We start from the raw sequence: 22,961 nt of genomic DNA on the forward strand, positions 1-22,961 counted from the left end.
TGTTGAGCATGAGATTAGAGCCTGGTCGGCCCGTCGGCCGCACAGTGCTCAGGATCACCTCCGACTGGAGTACGCACGTGCGACGATTTGCATAGATTTCCCGTGCGTTTGTGAGTGGGTCCGGCAGGTTTTCGCGACGGCGCGCGGGGGAGGGAGCAGGCGTGCCCAAGGTGTCCTCGGTGATCGTCCCCTACGCGAGCTATCTGCGCGTGTACGAACCGCTGGCCGCCTTCCCCGAGCCGGAGCGCAGCCAGTGGGCCCGCTACGCCCGTCGTACGGACCGCCCCTCGTACCAGGACGAACTCCGCCGCGCCCTGGCCGGTTTGGCATCCACCCCGCCGGTCCCGGTGCCGGTGCACGAGAGCGAGGACGCCTTCGTGCTCGAGGTGGAGGGCGTCGTCTGCGTCTGCCCCTGGCGCACCCGGCTGCGCGGCTGGCTGGCGCTGGACGAGCTCTCCGAGGAGCTCCCGCCGCCGGTCCTGGACGCGGTCCTGCCGCCCGTTCTGCGCCGCCAGGCCGCCCAGGACTACGAGCGCTGGCTGGCGATCAACCCGGACGCCCGGCCGTGGATCCGCACGGCGACCTGGCAGGTGCCGATCAACTGGTTCGTGCTGGTCTCCGACGAGGAGCGCGAGTACGACAAGGGCGACAGCGTGGACAGCACGCCGGTGCTGCGCTACCGCACGCCCATGGTCCAGGCCCGGCGGCGGGTGGCCCGGGGGCTGAGGGCCCTGAGGGAGGCCATGGACGAGGGGCCGCTGATCGACGGCCTGATCGACGTCGGGCGCTGGCTGGAGGAGTTCCACCCGCGCTCGCTCGTGGAGCTGGACTACGGCGGTCTGGTGCACGCCCTGCCGGCCGGGACGCTCGAGGACGACCATTCGGCGGCGGACGTGGCCGAGGGCATCGCCGCGCTGCGCCGGGGGGACGGAGAGGCCGCCGGGGCGGCGTACGCCCGGCTCGTGGAGCGGTGGCGTTCCGTGCGGGATCTTCGGTCGGCGAACTGACCTCTGACCTTCGGCTCCTACGGACCGCTCCCGGTCGGTCACGAACTGACGTTTGACGAACCGCCCGTTTTGGGGTTTCGTCCTCGCACCGACGTTCCCGATGATCCCCTCCGTGATTGCTGAGGCTTCGTCAACAACGGACGTAGGTCCCGATCCGGGCGTACCTCTCAAGTAGGCCAAGCGTGACGGACTACACGTACGCGGCCCTTGCGCCCCTTGCCCCTCCTCATGCCAAAATAGGACAAGGAGTCCGGGGGGCTCCTTCCGTCCCATTGCGTTGCAGTGTGGGCGGAATCTCAGCATTGCACGCTTTGGGGGGTCTGGTGCCTCCTGATCGCCCTGTGACTGATCGTCACAGTGGCGTGACTGTCCGCTATGGCATGGTCCATCGGCTTCCGTCGCTGATGAACACCTGGGAGGGCAATTCCATCGGTTTGGCCGACGCGGCTGGACAGATGGTGTAGTTGTAGTGCCGAGGACAAGCCGTTCGTCCTATAACCGACTCGACTCGCGTCCGCCATTTCGGGCAACGCGGGTCAAGGTGCAGAATTTAGAGGAAAGAACCGAGAAGGTTCGGTTCTCCCGAGGAGGCCGCTCATGACCGCTCGCACCCCTGATGCCGAGCCGCTGCTGACCCCGGCTGAGGTCGCCACCATGTTCCGCGTCGACCCCAAGACGGTCACGCGGTGGGCCAAGGCCGGCAAGCTCACGTCGATCCGCACGCTCGGCGGGCATCGCCGCTACCGCGAGGCGGAGGTCCGCGCCCTGCTCGCGGGCATCCCGCAGCAGCGCAGCGAAGCCTGAACAACTGAATAACCGGGCAAACCGGCTGGTCCCCCACTGGCCGAGGCGCCCGGAACCACAGCTCCAAGCGACGCGGGTCCTGCCCCAACAGGGCTCTCGCCCACGCCAGTCAGAGCTATTCGGACACATAACAGGGTGCGTCGTCGATCGCGCTGGACTCCGCCGGGTCCAGCGCGATCTTTTTTGTGCGCCCGCTGCGGACCGACCGGACGGACTGTGCGCGGACTTGTCGAAGTCTGGGGAGGGGTGACGGATCATCTGTGCGAGACACCGTAAGACTGGTGCAATTGCACATATTAAATTGACCCCTTGTAGGCGGGGAGTAAGTACCGCACTTTCCAAAACTCATGCGGTGACACCCGTCACATACCGACCGGCTTGTTAGCTCCCTCGCCGGTGCGGTAGAGGAGCCTCCGGGTCCAGCAGCCCGCGTGCGTACGGCTGTTGGGGTCGGTCCTCGATCACGCCCGCGCCGGGCTCTGACCCTCGACGGCCTCCTCGGGGGTCTGTGCGGTGCACGCGGGGGATTCCATCGACTCCATCGCCAGGCGCAGCAGGTGGTGGCAGATCGGGCAGTGACGGGTGAGATGCCGGTACGACGACGCGGCCGCCAGGTGCGCACGCAGCAGGGCCCGCGTCTCGTGCCTAGCCGATGCCGTCATGCGCCACCTCCCAGGACCGCACGGAGAGCGGCCCTGGTTTCTGGGTACCGAGCGATTGAAGGGCCGTCAAGACGGCGCGACGGCACCGGAGGGGGCTCACGGAGCGCTCGACGGACCTGACGGGATGGGCCGCGTCCGATCGGAGCTGCGCCGGGGGGCAGCCCCCACCTCGACAGGGTGGTGTCGGGGCGCAGTCGGAGACCATGAGAAAGGGCCCGCGTCCCTTGCGGGATGCGGGCCCTTCTCTTCACTGCGGTCCTGACGGGATTTGAACCCGCGGCCTCCACCTTGACAGGGTGGCGAGCACTCCAAACTGCTCCACAGGACCAGGTTTCGCAGTGCGATTCGTGCGTTGCGCTGCGAGAAGAGACTGTACAGGAGGGTGAGCGCCTGGTCGAACTCACTCTGGGTGCTCACGCCCTCACGGCGCCGCCGCGTCGATCGCCTTCACGATCCGCTTGTCGGAGACGGGGTACGCCGTGCCCAGCGCGTGGGCGAAGTAGCTGACCCGGAGCTCCTCGATCATCCAGCGGATGTCCAGCACCGACGACGGGACCGGCCGGCCCTGCGGCATCTGCTCCAGGAGCCAGGCGTACTCGTCCTGCATCTCCTGGACCTTCTGCATCCGCGTCGTGTCCCGCTGGACGTTGGTCGGCATCTGCTGGAGGCGGCGGTCCGCCGCGACCAGGTAGCGCATCAGGTCCGGCAGCCGCCGCAGCCCCGCCTCGGTCACGAAGCCCGGCTTCACGAGGCCGTCCAGCTGCTTGCGTACGTCCTGCAGGTTCGGCAGCAGCGCGGGACTGCGCACGGCCTTCAGACGGCGCTCACAGGCCTGCCAGGCGGCCAGCACCTGCTGCACCTGGCCCACCGTGCGGACGGTCGTGTCGACGATCTCCGCGCGCACCTTGTCGAACAGCTTCCGGTACGACTCCTCGTCCCAGGCCGGCCCGCCGAAGTCCGCGATCAGCTTGTCGGCGGCCGCCATCGCGCAGTCGTCGAACAGGGCCTGGATGGAGCCGTGCGGATTCGAGGACAGCGCCAGCTTCTGGGCGTTCGTCAGCTTCTCGGAGGCGAACTTCGCCGGGTTCACCGGGATGTTGCGCACGACCAGCCGGCGCGTGCCCTTCCACATCGCCTGCTGCTGCTCGGCCTCCGTGTCGAAGAGGCGTACGGAGACCGTGTCGCCGTCGTCGACCAGCGCCGGGTACGCCTTCACCGGCTGACCCGCCCGCCGCGTCTCGAAGACACGGGTGAGCGTGCCGATCGTCCAGTCGGTGAGGCCCTCGCGTTCCAGCGACTCGCCGCCCCGGCGCTCCGCGGTGGCCGCCGCGGCCTGGGAGAGGGCCTTGCGCGCCTTGGGCCGCAGCCGCAGCTTCAGCGCCTCCAGGTCCTTGTCCTCCGCCAGCTTCCGCCGCCGCTCGTCGACGATCCGGAACGTGACCCGCAGATGGTCGGGGACCTTGGACCAGTCGAAGTCGTCCGCCTCGAAGGGCACCCCGACCATGCGCCGCAGTTCACGGGTCATGGTCGTGGTGAGCGGCTCCTGCAGGGGCACCGCCTTGTCCAGGAACGCCTTCGCGTAGTTCGGCGCGGGCACGTAGTTGCGGCGGATCGGCTTCGGCAGCGACCGGATCAGCTCCGTGACCAGCTCCTCCCGCAGGCCCGGGATCTGCCAGTCGAAGCCCTCCTCGGTGACCTGGTTCAGCACCTGGAGCGGGATGTGCACGGTCACGCCGTCCGCGTCCGCCCCCGGTTCGAACTGGTACGTCACACGGAACTTGAGGTTCCCCTGCCGCCAGGAGTCCGGATAGTCGGCCTTGGTGACCTCCCCCGCCTTCTCGTTGATGAGCATCTCGCGCTCGAAGTCGAGGAAGTCGGGCCGCTCGTGCCGCTTGCGCTTCCACCAGGAGTCGAAGTGGGCGCCGGAGACCACGTGTTCGGGGATCCGCTGGTCGTAGAAGTCGAACAGCGTCTCGTCGTCGACCAGGATGTCCCGGCGCCGGGCCCGGTGCTCCAGCTCCTCGACCTCGGTGAGGAGCCTGCGGTTGTCCGAGAAGAACTTGTGGTGCGTGCGCCAGTCGCCCTCGACGAGCGCGTTCCGGATGAACAGCTCGCGGCTGACCTCCGGATCGATCCGGCCGTAGTTGACCTTCCGCTGCGCCACGATCGGGACGCCGTACAGCGTGACCTTCTCGTACGCCATCACCGCGGCCTGGTCCTTCTCCCAGTGCGGCTCGCTGTAGGTGCGCTTGACGAGGTGGGCGGCGAGGGGTTCGACCCACTCGGGCTCGATCTTGGCGTTGACCCGGGCCCAGAGGCGGGAGGTCTCGACGAGTTCGGCGGACATCACGAAGCGCGGGGGCTTCTTGAAGAGCGCCGAGCCCGGGAAGATCGCGAACTTGGCGTTACGGGCGCCCAGGTACTCGTTCTTCGCGCCATCCTTGACGTCCTTCATGCCGACGTGGGACAGCAGCCCCGCGAGGAGGGAGACATGGATGCGGTCGGCCGGCGCGTCGTCCTCGTTGAGGTGGATGCCCATCTGCTTCGCGACCGTGCGCAACTGGCTGTAGATGTCCTGCCATTCACGGATGCGAAGGAAGTTGAGGTACTCCTGTTTGCACATCCGGCGGAAGGCGGACGAGCCCCGCTCCTTCTGCTGCTCGCGGATGTACCGCCACAGGTTGAGGTAGGCCAGGAAGTCGCTGGTCTCGTCCTTGAAGCGGGCGTGCTGCTGGTCGGCCTGGGTCTGCTTGTCGGCGGGGCGCTCACGCGGGTCCTGGATGGACAGCGCGGCGGCTATCACCATGACCTCGCGCACGCAGCCGTTCCTGTCCGCCTCCAGGACCATGCGGGCCAGGCGCGGGTCGACGGGCAGCTGGGCGAGCTTGCGGCCGGTGTCCGTGAGCCGCTTGCGGGGGTCCTTCTGCGCCGGGTCGAGGGCGCCCAGCTCTTGCAGCAGCTGCACGCCGTCGCGGATGTTGCGGTGGTCCGGCGGGTCGATGAAGGGAAACTTCTCGATGTCGCCGAGGCCGGCCGCGGTCATCTGCAGGATGACGGAGGCGAGGTTGGTCCGGAGGATCTCCGCGTCCGTGAACTCCGGACGGGCGTTGAAGTCGTCCTCGCTGTAGAGGCGGATGCAGATGCCGTCCGAGGTACGGCCGCAGCGGCCCTTGCGCTGGTTGGCGCTGGCCTGCGAAACCGGCTCGATGGGCAGCCGCTGGACCTTGGTGCGGTGGCTGTAGCGGGAGATCCGCGCGAAGCCCGGGTCGATGACGTACTTGATGCCCGGGACCGTGAGGGACGTCTCGGCGACGTTCGTCGCCAGAACGATCCTGCGTCCGGTGTGCGGCTGGAAGACGCGATGCTGCTCGGCGTGGGAGAGCCGGGCGTAGAGCGGCAGGATCTCCGTGAAGCGGTAGTTCTTCTTGGTGAGGGCGTCCGCGGTGTCCCGGATCTCCCGCTCACCGGAGAGGAAGACGAGGATGTCGCCCTTCCCCTCCTTCTGGAGCTCCTCCACCGCGTCGGTGATCGCGGTGATCTGGTCGCGGTCGGCGTCGTCGGAGTCCGCTTCCAGGAGCGGCCGGTACCGGACCTCCACGGGATAGGTCCGGCCGCTGACCTCGACGATCGGGGCGTCGCCGAAGTGCCGCGAGAAGCGCTCGGGGTCGATCGTCGCCGAGGTGATGACGACCTTGAGATCGGGCCGCTTCGGCAGCAGCTGGGCGAGATAACCCAGCAGGAAGTCGATGTTGAGCGACCGCTCGTGAGCCTCGTCGATGATGATCGTGTCGTAGGCGCGCAGCTCACGGTCGGTCTGGATCTCGGCGAGGAGGATGCCGTCCGTCATGAGCTTGACGAAGGTGGCGTCCGGGTCGACCTGGTCGGTGAAACGGACCTTCCAGCCGACGGCCTCGCCCAGCGGGGTGTTCAGCTCCTCCGCGACGCGTTCGGCGACGGTACGCGCGGCGATCCTCCGCGGCTGCGTGTGACCGATCATGCCGCGCACGCCCCGGCCGAGCTCCATGCAGATCTTGGGAATCTGCGTCGTCTTGCCGGAGCCCGTCTCGCCGGCCACGATCACGACCTGGTGGTCGCGGATGGCCTCGGCGATCTCGTCCTTCTTCTGGCTGACCGGCAGTTGCTCCGGGTACGTGACCTCGGGAACCCGGGCTCGCCGGCCGGCCATCCGCTCCTCGCCCTTGACGACCTCCGCCTCGATCTCGGCGAGCACGGCGGCACGGGCCTCCGGCTTACGGATCTTGCGCGCACCTTCGAGCCTGCGCCCGAGCCGGTGCGCGTCGCGCAGGGACAGCTCGGTCAGGCGGGGGGCGAGGGCGCCGAGTGCGGGGGCGGATTGCGTAGACATACGCGGTCCAGGATCTCATCCCGCGGATTTTCGTGGCTAACGCTTTTGCGGGCGGCGGTCGGCAGGGGGCGGCCTGCGCTTATTCCGGCGGGGGCCGGGGCGCGTTGCGCGTTGCGCGGGGTGGGTGGGTCGGGGACGTGTCGGGGGGTGTCCGTCCTCGGAACGGCGCGATGGAGTCGGATGCCGAGTGACTGTTCGTTGACGCGCCAACCGCTGCGGGCGGACACCCCCCGACACGTCCCCTTCTCGCCGTGCGTGTGTGCGGGTGCGGGTGCCTTAGCGGTGGCCAGGGGAAAGCGAAACCCCCGTCGAGATCTCGACGGGGGTTTTCATTGTGGCTGGGGCCGGGGTCGAACCGGCGACCTTCCGCTTTTCAGGCGGACGCTCGTACCAACTGAGCTACCCAGCCACGAGGTTTCACGTGAAACCTCAGCGGTCCTGACGGGATTTGAACCCGCGGCCTCCACCTTGACAGGGTGGCGAGCACTCCAAACTGCTCCACAGGACCAAGCGTGTCGTACGACAGTGTCGCACAGGGTGGTGCGTGCCCCCAACGGGATTCGAACCCGTGCTACCGCCTTGAAAGGGCGGCGTCCTAGGCCGCTAGACGATGAGGGCTATCGGCCCGCCTGGGCGCTTCTCAGCGCGTCGGGGACGTGAGAAGCATATGGGATGGCGGGAGGTATCGCCAAAACGGTTTAGGGGCTGGGGGTCGCGGAGGGGGTGGGGGCGCCCGATCCGGATGGGGTGGGAGTGCCTGTTCCGGAGGGGTCGGAGGTGCTGGGGGAGGGGGCCGCGCCGGGCTGGTTCTCCTCGGGGAGGTGCCGGCTGACCTCGGCTGTCGTGAGACCGAGGCCGCCCAGTTCGATCTCGTCCCAGGCCTGGAGGCGGCGGGTGTCCCGGTCGAAGTAGAGGATCGACGCCTCGATCGGGTCCGGGTGCTTGCCCTCGATGGCACGCAGGCCGCTGCCGCCCGTGGAGCCCTCGACGCGCAGCCGGGTTCCGTACTTCATGACTTCCATCTCGTCGTGGTGGATGTGACCGGCGAGGGCCAGGGGGACCTCGCCGTCGACCTCGCGGGCCGCGGAGGGTTCGTGGGCGATGGCGACGTCGACGGGAGTGCCGGCGGCGCGCTGGTCGCGCAGGGCGGTGGCCAGGCGGGCGCCGGCGAGTTCCTGGGATTGCTCGGCGCCGATGCTCTTCGAGCGGTCGGGGGTGTACTGAGGGTCGCCGATGCCGGCGAAGCGCAGTCCCTTGATCGTCGTCGCCCGGCCGTCGTCCAGGACGTGGACGTTCTTCAGGCCCTCCAGGTAGCGCTGGGTGATCACCGAGTCGTGGTTGCCGCGGACCCAGACATAGGGGGCTCCGAGGTCTTCGATGGGGTCGAGGAAGCCGTTCTCGGCGGCCGTGCCGTGGTCCATCGTGTCGCCCGAGTCGACGATCACGTCCACTTTGTACTGCTCCACGAGCGAGGCGATGATCTTCCAGCTCGCCGGGTTGAGGTGGATGTCGGAGACGTGCAGGACCCGGATGGTCGAGGGGTCGGGCGCGTAGGCGGGGAGGGTGGACGTGGCGTCGTAGAGCTTGGTGACGTTGGTGACCAGGCGGGCCAGTTCCTTCTGGTAGACGTCGAATTCGGTGACGATGCTGCGTGCGTTGCCGACCAGGGAGGGGGCCGAGGTGAGCAGGCCGGAGAACTTGGGCTCCAGGACGGAGTCGGGGCGCCAGGTGGCGTAGGCCGTGCCGCCCGAGGCTGCGAGGAGGGCGAGGGCGAGACCGCCGGCCGCCAGGGCGCGGCGGGGGCGGCGGTAGACCACGAGGCCCAGGGCGGTGGCGCCCGCGACGACGGCGACGCAGGAGCGTACGGCCAGGTCGAGGGTGCCGCGGCCGACGTCCTCGGTGACCTCGTCCTGGAGGCCGGAGAGCCGTTCGGGGTGGTCGACCAGGGCCTGGGCGCGGTCGGGGTCCAGCTGGTCGACGTTCACGTCGAGGCGGACGGGGGCGATGTGGCTGTCCAGTTGCAGGGCGCCCAGGGGGGAGATGTTGATCTTGGTGCCGCCGATGGCTGAGGGGCGCAGGGTCATGGTGGTGTTCATGGGGCCGACCGGGACCCGGACGTTGCCGACGACGAGCAGGCCCAGCCAGGCGCCGAGGAGGACCACGGCCACGAGTCCGACCGCGCGGGTCCACGGGTGTGGCTGCGACACGAGCGCGATGGTGGCCGGGGCCTGGCGGGAGCGGTAGCGGCGGGCGAGGGCTCTCGGGGCCTTGCGGATCGGGTTCAGGACACGCAGGGCAGCGGCGGGGACGCGGACCATTGGTCCCGTATGCCCAAGTCCCGGGCCGGATATGCGACGCCGGACGGCTCTCGTACGGCCGGGCCGTGGCCGACAATGGGCCTGTGCTGGAGATGACGCGCGAGGAGTTCGAGGAGCTGGTCGCCGAGGCGCTCGACCGGATCCCGCCGGAGCTGACGCGACTGATGGACAACGTCGCGGTGTTCGTCGAGGACGAGCCGCCGGCGGACGATCCCGAGTTGCTCGGGCTGTACGAGGGGACTCCGCTGACCGATCGGGGTGAGTGGTACGCCGGTGTGCTGCCGGATCGGATCACGATCTACCGGAACCCGACGCTGCGGATGTGCGAGTCGCGGGAGGACGTCGTCGCGGAGACGGAGATCACGGTGGTGCACGAGATCGCACACCATTTCGGGATCGATGACGAGCGTCTTCACGCTCTGGGGTACGGGTGAGCCGTGGTGTGAACGCGGGCCGCGTGTCCTCTTGCGGGCGGCGGGAGTTGGAGTTGTTGACTCCATCACCCTTCCCGGAGGTGGCCCCGTGCGCCCCTTGTACGTACCCGTCCGCCTGGCCGCCACCGTCGTGGCCGTCGCCGCTGCCGCCGGCTGTATGAGCGTCGGCGACGACGGCGCGGGTGGGAGCGCGAAGCCGTCGCACTCCGCCGGGCAGCGTGACGGCAAGGCGCCTGACGGCGGGGCGGCGGTCTCGGGCGGCGGTGCCGCGGACGGTGCGGCGGCGGCCGGCGAGGAGCACGGGCGGGACAAGGGCAAGAAGGGCAAGAAGGGGAAGAAGGGCAAGGGCGGCGGGGCGGGGGAGTCGGCGTCTCCCGAGGCGTCGCCGTCGGCCGGGGCGAGCGCGTCCGCGCCGGGCCGGGAGAAGCCGGGGAAGCCGGATCGGCCCGCGCCGAAGCCCCCGGCACCGCCCACCCCCACCCGGACGGCCGAACCGGAGCCCACGCCGACACCGCCGGAGCCGACGACGTCCCCGGAGCAGACGCCGGAGCCGTCGTCGTCGGCGCACGAGCCGCCCGAGCCGCAGCTGGCCGAGCGGGAGCCGGCCCCGGAGGCGGGCTCGCCGGCGTAGCTTCGCGGCGACCGGGGCCGGGCGTCGTCGCGACGGGAAGAAAACCGGGCCCGATCGCCTTGTAACGGGAGCCATACCGGTCCGGTTTGCCTTGCGAGGCCCGGAGTGCGTATGGTGGCAGATCGTTTGATCCCATCTTGCCCGGCGCCACCGCAGAGCGCGCCGTGTGGCGCGTACTCTCCTTTGCCGTGGTGGACCGCATTGAGGCGGTCGTATTGCGAAGCGAATCACGGAGTTGACGGGCGCGTGCCGACTTGAGACTCCGGAAGGTTTCGCATTCGCATGTCCATTGCCAGTACTGACCACGTCGTCGTGCCCGAGAACGAGGCAGCCGAGGACGCCCCCCAGGTCACTTTCGCCGACCTGGGCCTGCCCGAAGGCGTTGTGCGCAAGCTCGCGCAGAACGGCGTGACCACCCCCTTCCCGATCCAGGCGGCGACCATCCCGGACGCCCTGGCCGGCAAGGACATCCTCGGCCGTGGCCGCACCGGCTCCGGCAAGACCCTCTCCTTCGGTCTGCCGACGCTGGCGACGCTCGCCGGTGGCCGTACCGAGAAGCACAAGCCGCGGGCCGTCATCCTCACGCCGACGCGTGAGCTCGCCATGCAGGTCGCCGACGCGCTCCAGCCCTACGGCGACGTCCTCGGCCTCAAGATGAAGGTCGTCTGCGGCGGTACGTCGATGGGCAACCAGATCTACGCCCTGGAGAAGGGCGTCGACATCCTGGTCGCCACCCCGGGCCGGCTGCGCGACATCATCAACCGCGGCGCCTGCTCGCTGGAGAACGTGCAGATCGCGGTCCTCGACGAGGCCGACCAGATGTCCGACCTGGGCTTCATGCCCGAGGTCACGGAGCTGCTGGACCAGATCCCGGCGGGCGGCCAGCGCATGCTGTTCTCCGCGACCATGGAGAACGAGATCAAGACTCTCGTCGACCGGTACCTGAACGACCCGGTCAGCCATGAGGTCGACGCCGCCCAGGGCGCCGTGACGACCATGTCGCACCACATCCTGATCGTGAAGCCCAAGGACAAGGCGCCGGTCACCGCCGCGATCGCCTCCCGCAAGGGCCGCACCATCATCTTCGTGCGGACCCAGCTGGGTGCCGACCGTGTCGCGGAGCAGCTGCGCGACTCCGGGGTGAAGGCCGACGCGCTGCACGGCGGCATGACCCAGGGCGCGCGGACCCGGACCCTGGCCGACTTCAAGGACGGGTACGTCAACGTGCTCGTGGCGACCGACGTCGCCGCGCGCGGCATCCACGTCGACGGCATCGACCTGGTGCTGAACGTGGACCCGGCCGGCGACCACAAGGACTACCTGCACCGGGCGGGCCGCACGGCGCGCGCCGGCCGCACGGGCACGGTCGTGTCCCTGTCGCTCCCGCATCAGCGGCGGCAGATCTTCCGGCTGATGGAGGACGCGGGCGTGGACGCCACGCGCCACATCATCCAGGGCGCGGGCGCCTTCGACCCGGAGGTCGCCGAGATCACCGGTGCCCGCTCGATGACCGAGGTGCAGGCCGAGTCCGTGGGCAACTCCGCGCAGCAGGCCGAGCGTGAGGTCGCCCAGCTCACCAAGGAGCTGGAGCGCGCGCAGCGGCGCGCGAACGAGCTGCGTGAGGAGGCCGACCGGCTGCTCGCGCGGGTCGCGCGTGAGCGGGGCGAGGAGCCGGTCGCGGTGGCGGCCGGTGAGTCCGCCGAGGCGCCGGCCGGCGTCGAGGCGTCCGTGCCCGAGCAGCGCACCGCGAAGGACGCCGAGCGTGCGGAGCCCGCCGAGGGTTCTGCGCCGTACGAGCGGCGGGAGCGGCGCGAGGAGCGTGGCGGCGGCTTCCGGCGTGACGACCGTGGCGGCCGTTCCTTCGACCGTGACCGGGACCGTGACCGTGGGGGTCGTTCGTTCGATCGGCGTGACGACCGGGGTGGCTTCAACCGCGACCGCGACCGGGATCGTGACCGGGGCGGGCGTTCCTTCGACCGCGACCGTGGCTTCCGCCGGGACGACCGGGCGGACCGGGCGGACCGGGCGGACCGGGGCGACCGCGGTGACCGGGGCGAGCGTGGCGGCTTCCGGCGTGACGACCGTGGCGCGCGTTCCTTCGACCGTGACCGCGGGGGCCGTTCGTACGAGCGGCGCGACGAGCGCGGCGGGTTCAACCGCGACCGGGACCGTGGCGGCTTCCGCCGGGACGAGCGCGGCGGGCACCGGGGCAGCGACCGTCCCTTCAACCGGGACCGCCGGGACGACCGTCCGGGCTTCCGCTCCGGTGGCCACGACCGTCCGTACGGCCGTCGTGACGACCACCGCGGCGGCGGTTCCTTCGGCCGCCGCGAGGACAAGCCGCGCTGGAAGCGCAACGGCTGACGCACCGCGTCGGTGACACCTACCGGGCCTGTTTCCCCCTTCGGCACGGCCGGGTCCCCGATACCTGATCGGAGACTCGGCCACGGCGGGCTATGCTCGTGGGGGCAACATCGCCTGGGCCCTTAGCTCAATTGGCAGAGCAGTGGACTTTTAATCCATTGGTTGTGGGTTCGAGTCCCACAGGGCCTACAGAGGAGCCCCAGTCCAGACTCCGTCCGGACTGGGGCTCCCTGCTGTTTCGGCGTGGTCGCCGGATCATGCCACGACCGGGAGCATCGACACACGACGCCTCAACCCGCATGGTGGTGGGGGTGGTTGGTCACAACCCGCAGGAACCGCGGTCGAGGTGGAAGTACCGGGCGTTGGCCCAGCGGCACAACCGCATACCGACGATGACGCCGACGATGGTGATCAGGGCCGGAAGGTAGCCGCTGGCGACCTGGATGATCGGGATGGCGGGGCACCCGCCCGAGATGGCCCAGCCGGTCCCGAACAACAACGCGCCGGGGACCACGCCGGCGTGGATACGCCCTGGGGTACGGCGGACCCGCAGCAGCGCGAACGCGCACACGATGATCACCACCGCGCCCACGAAGGAGAGGAGCATGCGCGGGTCCTGGAAGGTGAACATGCGGTTCAGCTCGGCGTAGTCGCCGAAGCCTATGTTGGTGACGGTGTAGCCGAGGGCCAGTCCGGTGATGATGCTGGCCAGCAGTACCGCGCCTCGGGTGCGCATCAGATCACCTTCCACAGGAGGAACGACACCGCGACGGCGGTGCCGAAGAAGACGGCGGTCGCGACGATGCTGACCGGGCGTAGCCGGCCGCAGCCGCTGAGTCCGTGGCCGGAGCTGCATCCACCGGCCAGCCGAGTGCCGAAGCCGACCAGCACGCCTCCCGCGAACAGCACGGCGATCATGGTGGCTGAATCGGCGGTGACCAGGTTCCGGAACCCCGGGCCCATGTCGAAGCGGAGGTGGAACCGCCCGGAGGTGACTGCGGCGATGAGTCCACCGAGGAAGATCGACACCAGCAGGACAGCCTGAGTGATCAGTGGGGCCGGGCGCAGGCTGGTGGCTGCCGGGCCCTCACTCGCTGCCGATCCGGCCTCGGCTCCGGGTGGCTGCGAGGTCCCGTACGGGACCTGCGGAACGGTGGACGTGGTGGTGGCGGTGGTGCCGAAGTGTTCCGCCGTGGCTGCGGCAAGCGCCTCGGCGAGAGCTTGATCGTCGGTGAACTCGTCGTCCATCCGCTCGAGCTGGCGTTCGCGGCGCCAGTGCAGCACGCGATCCCACGCTGCCGACACCCCGAGAGACCGATCGGTGCTGAGGGTGTGGTTGATCGTGACCAGAGCGAGGCCGACAGCGCCCGCCCACCAGGGCCAATAGGTGCTCATGCGGGTCCTCTCATCCAATCGGCGAGTCGAGCCCACCAGCCGCGCTTCGGGCTGGGCACCTGCCGTGCGTGTCGAACGGGGTTGTCCGCAGGTTCGGCAGCCTGCGGGGACGGTGCCGGCTGGTCGTGCCGGACACCCGCCGGCGGGGGTGTCGCCCCGGACTGGGCCATGGCCTCGGGTGTCGTGGCTCCAAGTCCGGACGGTGACCGCCCATATGGCTGGAACGGTGCCGACTGGGGCCAGGACGCGGCCTCAGGTGCCCCCGGGACGGGTTGTGACGGCGAGGGCTGTCGGGGTGCCGCCGTCGCGCTGGTGGCGCCCGATTGGTCCACCCCGGCCGGAGCCTCGAGGTGTCGCGCGCGGGCTCCGTTGGGCAACAGGCTGATCGGCACACGCTCGCCGGTGAGGGACATCTGGTAGCGCGCACAGCCGAGCCATCGATCCGCGCTGTCGCAGTAGTACTCGCGCCAGCCTTGCAAACTCGCCCTGAGTACGGGGAAGAGGGGGCATCCTGCGGCATGTGAGCAACTCACGTTGCTCCCTCCTGACCGGCACACCTCCCTCCGTGAAGAGCGGTTGCCGTTCTTGATTGCTGCCCTCGCTGTGCTCGGTCGACAGTTTGTATGGCAATGTGGTGACGGGCAGTGACAAATAAGGTGCTGTGTCTCCATTTCTCGACCGGGCGAGATGCAACCATTGTTTAGGGCCTCGGGCAACTCGGGAATTCCTCGAGCAGGCTCCTCGGCGCTGCTTGGTGAGATACTCTCCGCGACGGACATGCGGCGTCTGCCTCTTGTATCCGGGTATTTACGTCCGTCAACGAGGCTGCTCGGAGCGGGTTTCGGCTCCCTGTGTGCGGCCTGCGCCAGCGTGAGGTGGCCGTTCCTGAATGCGGGTGGATATTCTGAGGCCTATTGTGGCGGCGGCGTGAATATCGTGGAGATCGAATAAGGATTGAGGGGGGTTGATCATGTGCCAGCGCGCTGTCTGCCCGTCGTGCCGGAAAGTGACCTATGAGGGTTGCGGAAAGCACGTGGAGCAAGTACTCATGGGAGTACCGGCCGTTCGGCGGTGCATGTGTGATCCTGCGGAATCCAGGAGTGCCCGCACGGTGGAAACGACGGCTCGACCAAAGTCAGTGCCACCCCGGCAGGGCGGGGAGAGGGGCGGCTGGTGGGCCCGGCTCGTCGACTGGGCGAAAAGCCCGGCATGAAGTGAGCGCCCAGGGTGCACGCTTGCCGGTCCTTCAGGCAGCGCCGCCGGGTGCGGGGGCCGGGCGCCGAGCTCCTTGCGGCGAACCGCCGACGGGCGACTGAGCCCCGTCGTCGCCGGCGGGTTCGTCGGCCCTCGAGGACTCCGAGGCCGGCTCTGCACGGCCGGCCCCGCGGAAAGGTATGGGGCCCGGCCACCGCCCTGGAGCTGGAGCTCTGACGTCTCCTCCCGTGGCCCGGCCCCTGTCAGGCCTGGGACCTGTCATTCGGATCACGCCGCAGACGCGGGGCATGGCACGCGCTGCCGATTCCCTGCGCCGTGATCCGAACGACAGACCCTAGCCCGTGGCCAGCATCCCCGACCGGAGTCGCGCCACCGTGCGGGAGATCAGCCGGGACACGTGCATCTGCGAGATGCCGAGGCGCTTGCCGATCTCCGCCTGGGTGAGTTCCTCCACGAAGCGGAGGTGGAGGATGAGGCGCTGGCGTTCGTCGAGTTCGGCGACGAGCGGGGCCAGCGCGTGGAAGTCCTCGACGAGTTCCAGCGCCGGGTCCTCCTTGCCGATGAAGGCGGCGAGCGTCGCCTCGCTCTCCTCGGAGTCGCTGCTGATCGTGGCGTCCAGGGAGGAGGACGAGTAGCCGTTCGCCGCGACCTGGGCCTCGACGACCTCCTCCTCCGACAGGTTCATCAGCGCCGCCAGTTCGGCGACCTTCGGTGCGCGGCCGAGGCGGGAGGCGAGTTCCTCGGTGGCCTTGGCGAGTTCGGTGCGCGCCTCCTGCAGGCGGCGCGGCACGTGCACCGCCCAGGACGTGTCGCGGAAGAACCGCTTGATCTCGCCGACGATGTACGGCACCGCGAAGCTGGTGAACTGCACCTCGCGGGAGACCTCGAAGCGGTCGATGGCCTTGATGAGGCCGATGACTCCGACCTGGACGACGTCCTCCATCGCCTGGCCACTGGCGCGGAACCGGCGGGCCGCGAACCGCACCAGCGACATGTTCATCTCGATGAGCGTGTTGCGCGCGTACTGGTATTCGGGCGTGCCCTCCTCCAGTACCGAGAGGCGGTCGAGGAACTGGCCGGTCAGCTCGCGCGCGTCCTGCGGGGCGAGCTTCTGCGGCTCCGCGATCTGCGGAAGGTCCTCGCCGCTCGCGGTGCAGGAATCCGTCTCCATGCCGATACGCGTTGTCGCCGTCACGGGCCCTCCCTCGTAGTTCCGGCCCGCTCCCATCCCCCGACAGGCCACCTCACGCCCCGTTACCCGCACTCGCCGGGCTCATGCCCCACAGGACGCAGGCAGAGACGTAGACCACAGTCGGCGCAGGTCGGGGCGGTGACGGGGTATCCGCACCAGCGGCACGGAGGGGAGGCACGGGAAATGCCGGGAGCGGACAGTTGTCGTTTGACAACCATAGTCGGAGAGCAACAGAGTAGCCGTGGCAGATGGGCCCGGGGAAGGATCCGGAATGTACAACCCGGTGCCGAGACGGGCGGTTCAGGCAGTCCGGGAGCCGGAGGTGCGGGCGTCGTCGGAGTCGTCGTGTATCTGGGCCGCCGCCGCGTCGCAGAACGCCTCCAGCCCCTGCAGCAACGCCACCCGCTTGGCGGCGGGCATCTGGTCGAGCACCGCGCGCAGCGCCTGCTCCCGGCGGGTGCGCAGGTCGGCCAGGAAGACGCGGCCCCGGCCGCTGAGGTGCAGGCGCACCTCGCGGCGGTCCACCGCGCTCACCTCGCGCTCGACGAACCCGGCCGCCTGCAGCCGGTCGCACAGCCTGCTGGTCGAGGGCGGGGTGGAGGCGAGGCAGTCGGCCAGGGTGCGCAGGTTGATGCCCTCGTGGTGCTCGAGCATGAGCAGTACGCGCAGTTGGGACGCGGAAGCGGGGGCCGTCGAGGCCCGGCCCCAGAGGACCTCCAGCAACTCCGCGGCCGTCGAGGTCACACGCGCGACCTCTGCTGGCTCAGGGCGGGGTGGGAGGGAAGTCACAGTCACACTCTCGCAGGCACCGGGATGGCCGTCAGCGTACTAGGCGTACGGGCGCGGGGGCGGAATCCGACCGTGCCGGCAGCCGCCCACCGCGCCCCCGGACACGCGCGGCCGATCCCGTATCCGGGGATCCGCGCCCAAGCCCCCGTACCCGTGGACCCGTCGACGACCGAGAAGAGATTGGTGCTCAGACCATCGTGACGACGATCGTGAACAGATTCGTCGCCGCCGAGCGCGCCCTGCGCACGGCGGCGCCCCACCGACTGCTGGACGAGGTCCGTCGTGTACTGACCGATCAGTACGCGGCGGACTCCGTCGAGCTTTACCTGGCCGACTACGGACTGACGGTGCTTCAGCCGGTGTCCGTGCTGCCGCACACCCTGCAGCCGGTGTCCGTGCACAACAGCCCGGCGGGCCGGGCCTTCGGCGCTCAGGAGCCGTTCCTGGAGTCCCTCGCGGGTGACCTGGTACGCGCGCAGCTGCCGGTCACCGTGCGCGGCGACCGGCTCGGCGTGCTGACGGTGACCCTGCCGGGCGGCGAGCACGCCGACGGCTGCCTGGGTGAACTCGCCGAGATCGCCCAGGTGCTCGGGCACGAGGTGGTGGTGGCCGAGCGGGACACCGACCTGTACCTCCAGGCCCGGCGCAGGGACCGGCTCACCCTGGCCGCCGAGATGCAGTGGCAGCTGCTGCCGGGCCGTTCCTGCTCCCGCCCCGAGTACGAGCTCGGCGCGCAGCTGGAACCGGCGTACGCGATCTTCGGTGACAACTTCGACTGGTCCGCCACCGCCGACCGGCTCAGTCTCTACGTCACCAACGGCATGGGTGAGGGCATAGAGGCCTCGCTGCTGACGAACCTGGCGATCAGCGCCCTGCGCAACGCGCGCCGGGCCGGTCTGCCCCTCGCCGACCAGGCGGCCCTGGCCGACCAGGCGGTGTACGCCCACTACCGGGGCCGCTGCTACCTGTCCGTGCTGATGCTCGACATCGAACTGGCCACCGGGCGGGTCCGCGCGGTGGACGCCGGTTCCCCGCAACTGCTGCGGCTGCGCCGGGGCGTGGTGGAGCGGATGCCCTTCGACGCCCAGCTGCCGCTCGGCATGTTCGAGGAGACCGACTACGTCGCGCAGGAGTTCCGGGTCGAGCCCGGTGACCGGCTGGTCTTCGTCAGCGACGGGGTGTACGACGTGGCATCCCCGGGCGGCGAGGCGTACGGCGAGGCCGCCCTGGCCCGGGCGATCCAGTCGACCCGGCTGCTGCCGGCCGCCGAGGTGCCCCGGGCGATCCTGCGCGAACTGACCGGCCACCGCGGCAGAACCGTCGCGGACGACGACGCCCTCGTGGTGTGCCTCGACTGGCGTGGCCGGCATTGGCCGGGGGAAGGCGCAGACAGGGGGCGTTGACGACGAGTTGTTTGTGGTGTCGCATGGCGGCACTAATGTTTGTCATACGGCAAGTAACGGGTTGAGGCGCCGTGGCGCGACCTCGGTTCGGCCCGTGTAAGGAGCGATGCAGGTGTCGGTGGCGGAAGAGAACGCGGATCAGGAGCCGGCGGCCCAGCAGGTGAGCGCCTTCCTCGAACGGCGCCGCGAGCAGATCGCCCAGCGGTGGGCGGACTCGGCGCTGTTCCGCACGGTCTTCACCGTGGCACGTGACGAGGCGGTGGAGGCCGGCAGGTCCGTGACGGCGGCGCTGGCCGCGGTGGCGGCCTCGGGAGGGCTGGAGGACATCCGGGCCTCCGGGTTCGAGGCGGTGCGCGACCAGTTGGGGCGCATGGCGGCTTCCCGCGCCCGCACGGGCATCGACCCGGACGGGATCGCCAGGGAGGTGGCCGCCCTGCGCGAGCCGGTGACGGAGCTGCTGCGCGCCGAGTTCGAGGATCCGGACGCCCCGGAGGCCCAGAGGTGCGTGGTGGCGCTGACCGTGCTCATGGGCACGCTGCGCCTGGTCGTGATGGAGACCACGGTCAGCGCGGGCGAGGAGCTGATCGCCCGGCAGCGCGAGCAGCTGCACGAGGTGGCCACCCCGGTGATCAAGCTCTGGGAGAGCACCGTCGCCGTACCGCTGATCGGCACCCTGGACAGCGCCCGCAGCCAGGTGGTCATGGAGAGCCTGCTGGACGCGATCGTCGCCGAGCGCGCCCGGTACGCCATCCTCGACATCACCGGCGTGCCCACGGTCGACTCGCTGGTCGCCCAGCACCTGATGAAGACGGTGGCCGCGGCCCGGCTGATGGGCGCCGAGTGCATCGTCTCCGGGATCCGGCCCGCCATCGCGCAGACCATCGTCCACCTGGGCATCGACCTCGGCACGGTGCTCACCCGCTCGAGCCTGGCGGACGCCCTGGCCTACGCGCTCAGCCGGCAGGGCGTGGCCATCTCGCCGGTCACGGCGGCCGACGCGGGAGCGCGGTGACCGGGGCCGCGGGGAACGGACCCGCGGGTTTCGGGCACCCGGTGGCCGGGGCCGTGGGCGGGCACGCCTTCACGGTTCCGGTGCTCAGACTGGGCGACACCTTGCTGGTCACCCTCCAGGGTGAGCTGCACGACGGGATGGCCGAACAGCTCCAGCACGACATCACGGACCGGATCGCGCACACCCGGGTGACCGGCGTGGTCATCGACATCTCCGGCGTGGAGATCGTCGACTCCTTCCTGGGGCGGGTCCTCGCCGAGATCGCCGCCGGAGCGGGACTGCTGGCCGCCCGCACGGTGCTGGCCGGGATGCGCCCGGCGGTGGCGATCACCCTGGTCGAGCTGGGCCTCAACCTGCCCGGGCTGCTCACGGCCCTGGACGTCGAACGCGCGATGGAGCTGCTCGCCGCCGGTGAGCCAGAGGGCGGGGGGAGTTGGTGATGCAGGCCTCGCGCCATGCCGTCCCGGCCACCCTGCCGATCGGCTCGGACGCCGACCTGGCCTGGGTACGGCAGCAGGTCCGGCAGGCCGCCGCCGAGCTCGGTTTCGGCCTGGTGCAGCAGACCAAGCTGGTCACCGCCGCGAGCGAGCTGGCCCGCAACACCCTCGTCCACGGTGGCGGCGGTCATGTGGTGCTCACCCCGCTGGACACCGGCCAGCCGCTGGGACTGCGGTTGTCCTTCGTCGACGACGGGCCCGGCATCAGGGACCTGGACCAGGCGATGACCGACGGCTACACCAGCGGTGGCGGGCTCGGTCTCGGCATGAGCGGGGCCAAGCGGCTGGTCCACGAGTTCGAGGTGGAGAGCCGGCCCGGGGAGGGGACCACCGTCACCGTCACCGCGTGGGCCACCACCGTGCCCCCGTCGCGCCCGGGGGTGTGATGAGCAGGGTCTGGGACGTGCCGGTGGACGACTCGACCCGGGTGCGGGACGTCCGGGTGGCGGCGGAGGAGGCCAGCGCGTGCGCGGGGCTCGGCCCGGACCGCACCGCGACCGCCGCGCTCGTGGCGACGGAGCTGGCGACCAACCTGATCCGGCACGCGGACAGCGGGCGCGTCCTCATCGACCTGGTCGAACGTCGGCACGCCGACGGCCGCCGCAGGTCGGTGCAGCTCGTCTCGCTCGACCACGGCCCCGGCATTCCGGACGTCGCGGCGGCGATGCGTGACGGCTACACCACCGCGGCCTCCCTGGGGGCCGGGCTCGGCACGTGCCGGCGCATAGCGAACGACTTCGACCTGCACAGCGCGCCCGGCCGGGGCACCGTGGCCGTGGCCCGCATCGACCACGAACCCGCCGCAGGCCGGACGGGGACGCCCGTGCGGGGGCCGCGCGCGGGCGGCGTCAACGTCCCCCTCGGCCGCGCCCAGCACTCCGGCGACGCCTGGAGCCTGGTGGGCGAGGGCGACCGGCCGACCCTCCTGCTCGCCGACGGGCTCGGTCACGGGGCCAAGGCGGCCGAGGCCTCCGGCGCCGCGGTGGACGCGCTGCGCGGCCTGGCGGGCATGCCGCCCGACGAGATCCTGCGGCGCCTGGGCCGGGTCCTGCGGCCCACTCGGGGAGCGGCTGTCGCGGTGGCCCAACTCGACCTGGCGGCCGGGCGGTTGCACTTCGCCGGGATCGGCAACGTCAGCGGCCGGCTGCGCACCGGCGGCAGGTGGAGGCCGCTGCTGTCCCAGCCCGGCATCGTGGGCGCCCAGGTGCCTGCGTCCGTGTCCGTGCAGCGGGAGCCGTGGCAGGACGACTGCCTGCTCGTCCTGCACAGCGACGGGCTGCCCGGCCGCTGGACGCCTCCCGACGACACCGTGCTCCTCGGCTGCGACCCGGCGGTGGTGGCCGCGGTGGTCCTCAGGGACGCGGGCAGCGCGGCTCGCGCGGTGGGGGACGACACGTGTGTGGCGGTACTGACCGGCGCCGTGCGCCGTGACGGCCCGAGGGGCTGACGGGCGAGGGGGTCTGGAAACCGCCGGGCCTGCCGGGAGCCGCCTTGCCTGCCGACGCGCTCGGGGCTGCATCCGTCCGTGAGCCGTGCCGGCCGTCACTGCCCGTCGGACCGGTCGTTCCTGCTCGTACCGTCGTTGCGGGAAAGCCTCGCGTCCCACGCCGCGAGGAACCCCCGCAGGCCCGTGCGCAACGCCGCCCGTTCCGCCGGAGCCATCGCCGCCAGTGCCGTGGCCAGGGCCTCGGACCGGCGGCCGGCGATGTCGCCCAGGACGTGCTGTCCGTGCTGGGTGAGCCACAGCTGGACCTCGCGGCGGGTGTCCGGGTGCGGGGCGCGCGCCAGCAGCCCGGCCGCCGCCAGGCGGTCGCAGAGGCGGCTGGCCGTGGGGAGGCCGATGTCCAGCCGGTCGGCCAGGGTCGTGAGGTTCAGCCCGGGCGCGGCCTCCAGTATCCGAAGTGCCCGCAGTTGGTGCAGGGACAGCCGCAGCGAAGCGCCCTGGGCGGCGACCGACCACAGGGTCGTCAGGCTCTCCACGGCAGTGGCGATCTGTGACGCGACGGCCTCCGGGCCATCGCCCGTTCCCCTCGCCCGGTGGTCACCGGGGCCGCCGAGTTCGGTCACGAAACGGTCACTTTCCATAAGCTCCGGGTACTGCGGAGGTCGCCCTCTTTCAAAGGCTCTACCCGATGAGCCGAAAGGCAAGCAGGCTCGTTCGCCGCCCCGGCCGGGACCGGGGCGCTCAGCCGACGCTGAGCTCCGTCAGGGCGGCCAGCGGAAGCGTGTGCTGCGTCTGGAGGACCTTCGCGCGGAGGTAGCGGACGTTGTGCGCGGTGGTGAAGACGCCCGTGGGGACCCGGTCCCGGACGTCGACTCCCAGGTCGCGCAACTGGCCGGCCTTGTCCGGGTTGTTGGACAGCAGGTCCAGCTCGCCGATGCCGAGGGCCCGGAGCATCTGGGCGGCCGCCGTGTAGTCGCGGGCGTCCTCCGGCAGCCCCAGGGCGGCGTTCGCCTCGTACGTGTCGAGGCCCTCGTCCTGCAGGGCGTACGCGTCGAGCTTGTTGTAGAGACCGATGCCCCGGCCCTCCTGGCGGAGGTAGAGGAGCACGCCACCGCGGTCCGCTATGCGCTCGACCGCCTCGCGCAGCTGCGGACCGCAGTCGCAGCGGGCCGAACCGAACACGTCCCCGGTCAGGCACTCGGAGTGCAGCCGCACCAGCGGGACCGGACCGGGTTCGCCCAGGACGACGGCCACGTGCTCCAGGCCGTCGGCCAGGCCGTGGAAGGTGACGAGTTCGGCGTCGGCCTGGTAGCCGTCGTGGAAGCGCAGCGGGACCCGGACGCGGGAGCGCGGGGTGGCGATGACGGCGCGGGTGTCGGGCATGCGGGGCCTCCGGGTTCCGTTCCTGTTCGGCTGCACAGCCGTACT

20 protein-coding genes and 5 tRNA genes are annotated in these 22,961 nt (G+C 70.5%); 12 read left to right on the forward strand and 13 right to left on the reverse strand.

Annotation, left to right across the window (positions count from 1 at the left end):
• The first annotated feature begins 161 nt into the window (after positions 1-161).
• Both IE212_RS20890 and bldC read left to right on the forward strand, forming a co-directional pair.
• Positions 162-1,007, forward strand: a complete 846-nt coding sequence (locus IE212_RS20890; protein ID WP_190199394.1) for a DUF8083 family protein — start codon at positions 162-164, stop codon at positions 1,005-1,007.
• A 597-nt stretch (positions 1,008-1,604) separates the two neighbouring features.
• On the forward strand, positions 1,605-1,811 hold the full coding sequence (gene bldC, locus IE212_RS20895) for a developmental transcriptional regulator BldC (RefSeq protein WP_003949541.1): 207 nt from the start codon (positions 1,605-1,607) through the stop codon (positions 1,809-1,811).
• Between the two features lie 461 nt (positions 1,812-2,272).
• Here bldC and IE212_RS20900 read toward each other — a convergent pair whose 3' ends face one another.
• The 7 genes from IE212_RS20900 to IE212_RS20930 form a co-directional block, all read right to left on the reverse strand.
• On the reverse strand, positions 2,273-2,473 hold the full coding sequence (locus IE212_RS20900) for a DUF6274 family protein (protein WP_190199395.1): 201 nt from the start codon (positions 2,471-2,473) through the stop codon (positions 2,273-2,275).
• A gap of 253 nt (positions 2,474-2,726) precedes the next feature.
• A tRNA-Asp gene (locus IE212_RS20905) sits at positions 2,727-2,801 on the reverse strand.
• 93 nt (positions 2,802-2,894) lie between these two features.
• Entirely contained in the window at positions 2,895-6,839 is a 3,945-nt protein-coding gene (gene hrpA / locus IE212_RS20910) for an ATP-dependent RNA helicase HrpA (RefSeq protein WP_190199396.1), read from the reverse strand.
• A 335-nt stretch (positions 6,840-7,174) separates the two neighbouring features.
• A tRNA-Phe gene (locus IE212_RS20915) sits at positions 7,175-7,248 on the reverse strand.
• A gap of 24 nt (positions 7,249-7,272) precedes the next feature.
• Positions 7,273-7,347 (reverse strand) — tRNA-Asp (locus tag IE212_RS20920).
• Positions 7,348-7,384: 37 nt separating this feature from the next.
• Positions 7,385-7,457 (reverse strand) — tRNA-Glu (locus IE212_RS20925).
• Positions 7,458-7,537: 80 nt separating this feature from the next.
• A complete protein-coding gene (locus IE212_RS20930) occupies positions 7,538-9,157 on the reverse strand; it encodes a metallophosphoesterase family protein (RefSeq protein WP_190199397.1) in 1,620 nt (539 codons plus the stop codon).
• 83 nt (positions 9,158-9,240) lie between these two features.
• Between IE212_RS20930 and IE212_RS20935 the strand changes: the two genes are divergently transcribed.
• The 4 genes from IE212_RS20935 (at position 9,241) to IE212_RS20950 (ending at position 12,775) form a co-directional block, all read left to right on the forward strand.
• Positions 9,241-9,591 carry a metallopeptidase family protein gene (locus IE212_RS20935; protein ID WP_190199398.1) on the forward strand — a complete coding sequence of 117 codons (351 nt, stop codon included), beginning with the start codon at positions 9,241-9,243 and terminating at the stop codon, positions 9,589-9,591.
• An 88-nt stretch (positions 9,592-9,679) separates the two neighbouring features.
• Entirely contained in the window at positions 9,680-10,222 is a 543-nt protein-coding gene (locus IE212_RS20940) for a hypothetical protein (RefSeq protein WP_190199399.1), read from the forward strand.
• 282 nt (positions 10,223-10,504) lie between these two features.
• Positions 10,505-12,586, forward strand: a complete 2,082-nt coding sequence (locus tag IE212_RS20945) for a DEAD/DEAH box helicase (RefSeq protein ID WP_190199400.1) — start codon at positions 10,505-10,507, stop codon at positions 12,584-12,586.
• 116 nt (positions 12,587-12,702) lie between these two features.
• A tRNA-Lys gene (locus IE212_RS20950) sits at positions 12,703-12,775 on the forward strand.
• Positions 12,776-12,905: 130 nt separating this feature from the next.
• Here IE212_RS20950 and IE212_RS20955 read toward each other — a convergent pair.
• Both IE212_RS20955 and IE212_RS20960 read right to left on the reverse strand, forming a co-directional pair.
• Positions 12,906-13,322 carry a YeeE/YedE thiosulfate transporter family protein gene (locus IE212_RS20955; RefSeq protein WP_190199401.1) on the reverse strand — a complete coding sequence of 139 codons (417 nt, stop codon included), beginning with the start codon at positions 13,320-13,322 and terminating at the stop codon, positions 12,906-12,908.
• The gene (locus IE212_RS20960) at positions 13,322-13,981 is read right to left on the reverse strand and encodes a YeeE/YedE family protein (protein ID WP_190199402.1); all 660 of its coding nucleotides are present in this window, start codon (positions 13,979-13,981) and stop codon (positions 13,322-13,324) included. Before IE212_RS20960 ends, IE212_RS20955 begins: the two co-directional genes overlap by 1 nt.
• Positions 13,982-14,951: 970 nt before the next feature.
• Here IE212_RS20960 and IE212_RS35775 point away from each other — a divergent pair.
• On the forward strand, positions 14,952-15,194 hold the full coding sequence (locus tag IE212_RS35775) for a DUF8730 family Cys-rich protein (protein WP_506005131.1): 243 nt from the start codon (positions 14,952-14,954) through the stop codon (positions 15,192-15,194).
• A gap of 336 nt (positions 15,195-15,530) precedes the next feature.
• Here the strand turns inward: IE212_RS35775 and IE212_RS20965 are convergent, their stop codons facing one another.
• Positions 15,531-16,367: an RNA polymerase sigma factor SigF gene (locus tag IE212_RS20965; RefSeq protein WP_190199440.1), complete on the reverse strand. Its 837-nt coding sequence runs from the start codon at positions 16,365-16,367 to the stop codon at positions 15,531-15,533.
• A gap of 321 nt (positions 16,368-16,688) precedes the next feature.
• The gene (locus IE212_RS20970) at positions 16,689-17,183 is read right to left on the reverse strand and encodes a MarR family transcriptional regulator (protein ID WP_190199403.1); all 495 of its coding nucleotides are present in this window, start codon (positions 17,181-17,183) and stop codon (positions 16,689-16,691) included.
• Between the two features lie 203 nt (positions 17,184-17,386).
• Here IE212_RS20970 and IE212_RS20975 point away from each other — a divergent pair, with 203 nt between their 5' ends.
• The 5 genes from IE212_RS20975 to IE212_RS20995 all read left to right on the forward strand — a co-directional run bounded on the left by IE212_RS20975 (position 17,387) and on the right by IE212_RS20995 (position 21,536).
• Positions 17,387-18,580, forward strand: a complete 1,194-nt coding sequence (locus tag IE212_RS20975) for a PP2C family protein-serine/threonine phosphatase (protein ID WP_190199441.1) — start codon at positions 17,387-17,389, stop codon at positions 18,578-18,580.
• A gap of 112 nt (positions 18,581-18,692) precedes the next feature.
• On the forward strand, positions 18,693-19,592 hold the full coding sequence (locus tag IE212_RS20980; RefSeq protein WP_373301413.1) for an STAS domain-containing protein: 900 nt from the start codon (positions 18,693-18,695) through the stop codon (positions 19,590-19,592).
• A 41-nt stretch (positions 19,593-19,633) separates the two neighbouring features.
• Positions 19,634-20,032, forward strand: coding sequence for an STAS domain-containing protein (locus tag IE212_RS20985; RefSeq protein ID WP_190199442.1), 399 nt, complete (start codon positions 19,634-19,636; stop codon positions 20,030-20,032).
• Positions 20,032-20,475, forward strand: coding sequence for an anti-sigma regulatory factor (locus IE212_RS20990; RefSeq protein WP_190199405.1), 444 nt, complete (start codon positions 20,032-20,034; stop codon positions 20,473-20,475). Before IE212_RS20985 ends, IE212_RS20990 begins: the two co-directional genes overlap by 1 nt.
• Complete coding sequence (locus IE212_RS20995) at positions 20,475-21,536, forward strand: ATP-binding SpoIIE family protein phosphatase (RefSeq protein WP_190199406.1); 1,062 nt, start codon at positions 20,475-20,477, stop codon at positions 21,534-21,536. The genes IE212_RS20990 and IE212_RS20995 overlap by 1 nt, the downstream gene beginning before the upstream one ends.
• A 95-nt stretch (positions 21,537-21,631) precedes the next feature.
• Here IE212_RS20995 and IE212_RS21000 read toward each other — a convergent pair whose 3' ends face one another.
• Positions 21,632-22,174: a MarR family winged helix-turn-helix transcriptional regulator gene (locus tag IE212_RS21000; protein ID WP_229864486.1), complete on the reverse strand. Its 543-nt coding sequence runs from the start codon at positions 22,172-22,174 to the stop codon at positions 21,632-21,634.
• A 100-nt stretch (positions 22,175-22,274) separates the two neighbouring features.
• On the reverse strand, positions 22,275-22,916 hold the full coding sequence (locus IE212_RS21005) for a GTP cyclohydrolase II (RefSeq protein WP_190199407.1): 642 nt from the start codon (positions 22,914-22,916) through the stop codon (positions 22,275-22,277).
• Positions 22,917-22,961 lie beyond the last annotated feature (45 nt).

The organism is Streptomyces djakartensis, assembly GCF_014651075.1.
Taxonomy (GTDB): Bacteria; Actinomycetota; Actinomycetes; order Streptomycetales; family Streptomycetaceae; genus Streptomyces; species Streptomyces djakartensis.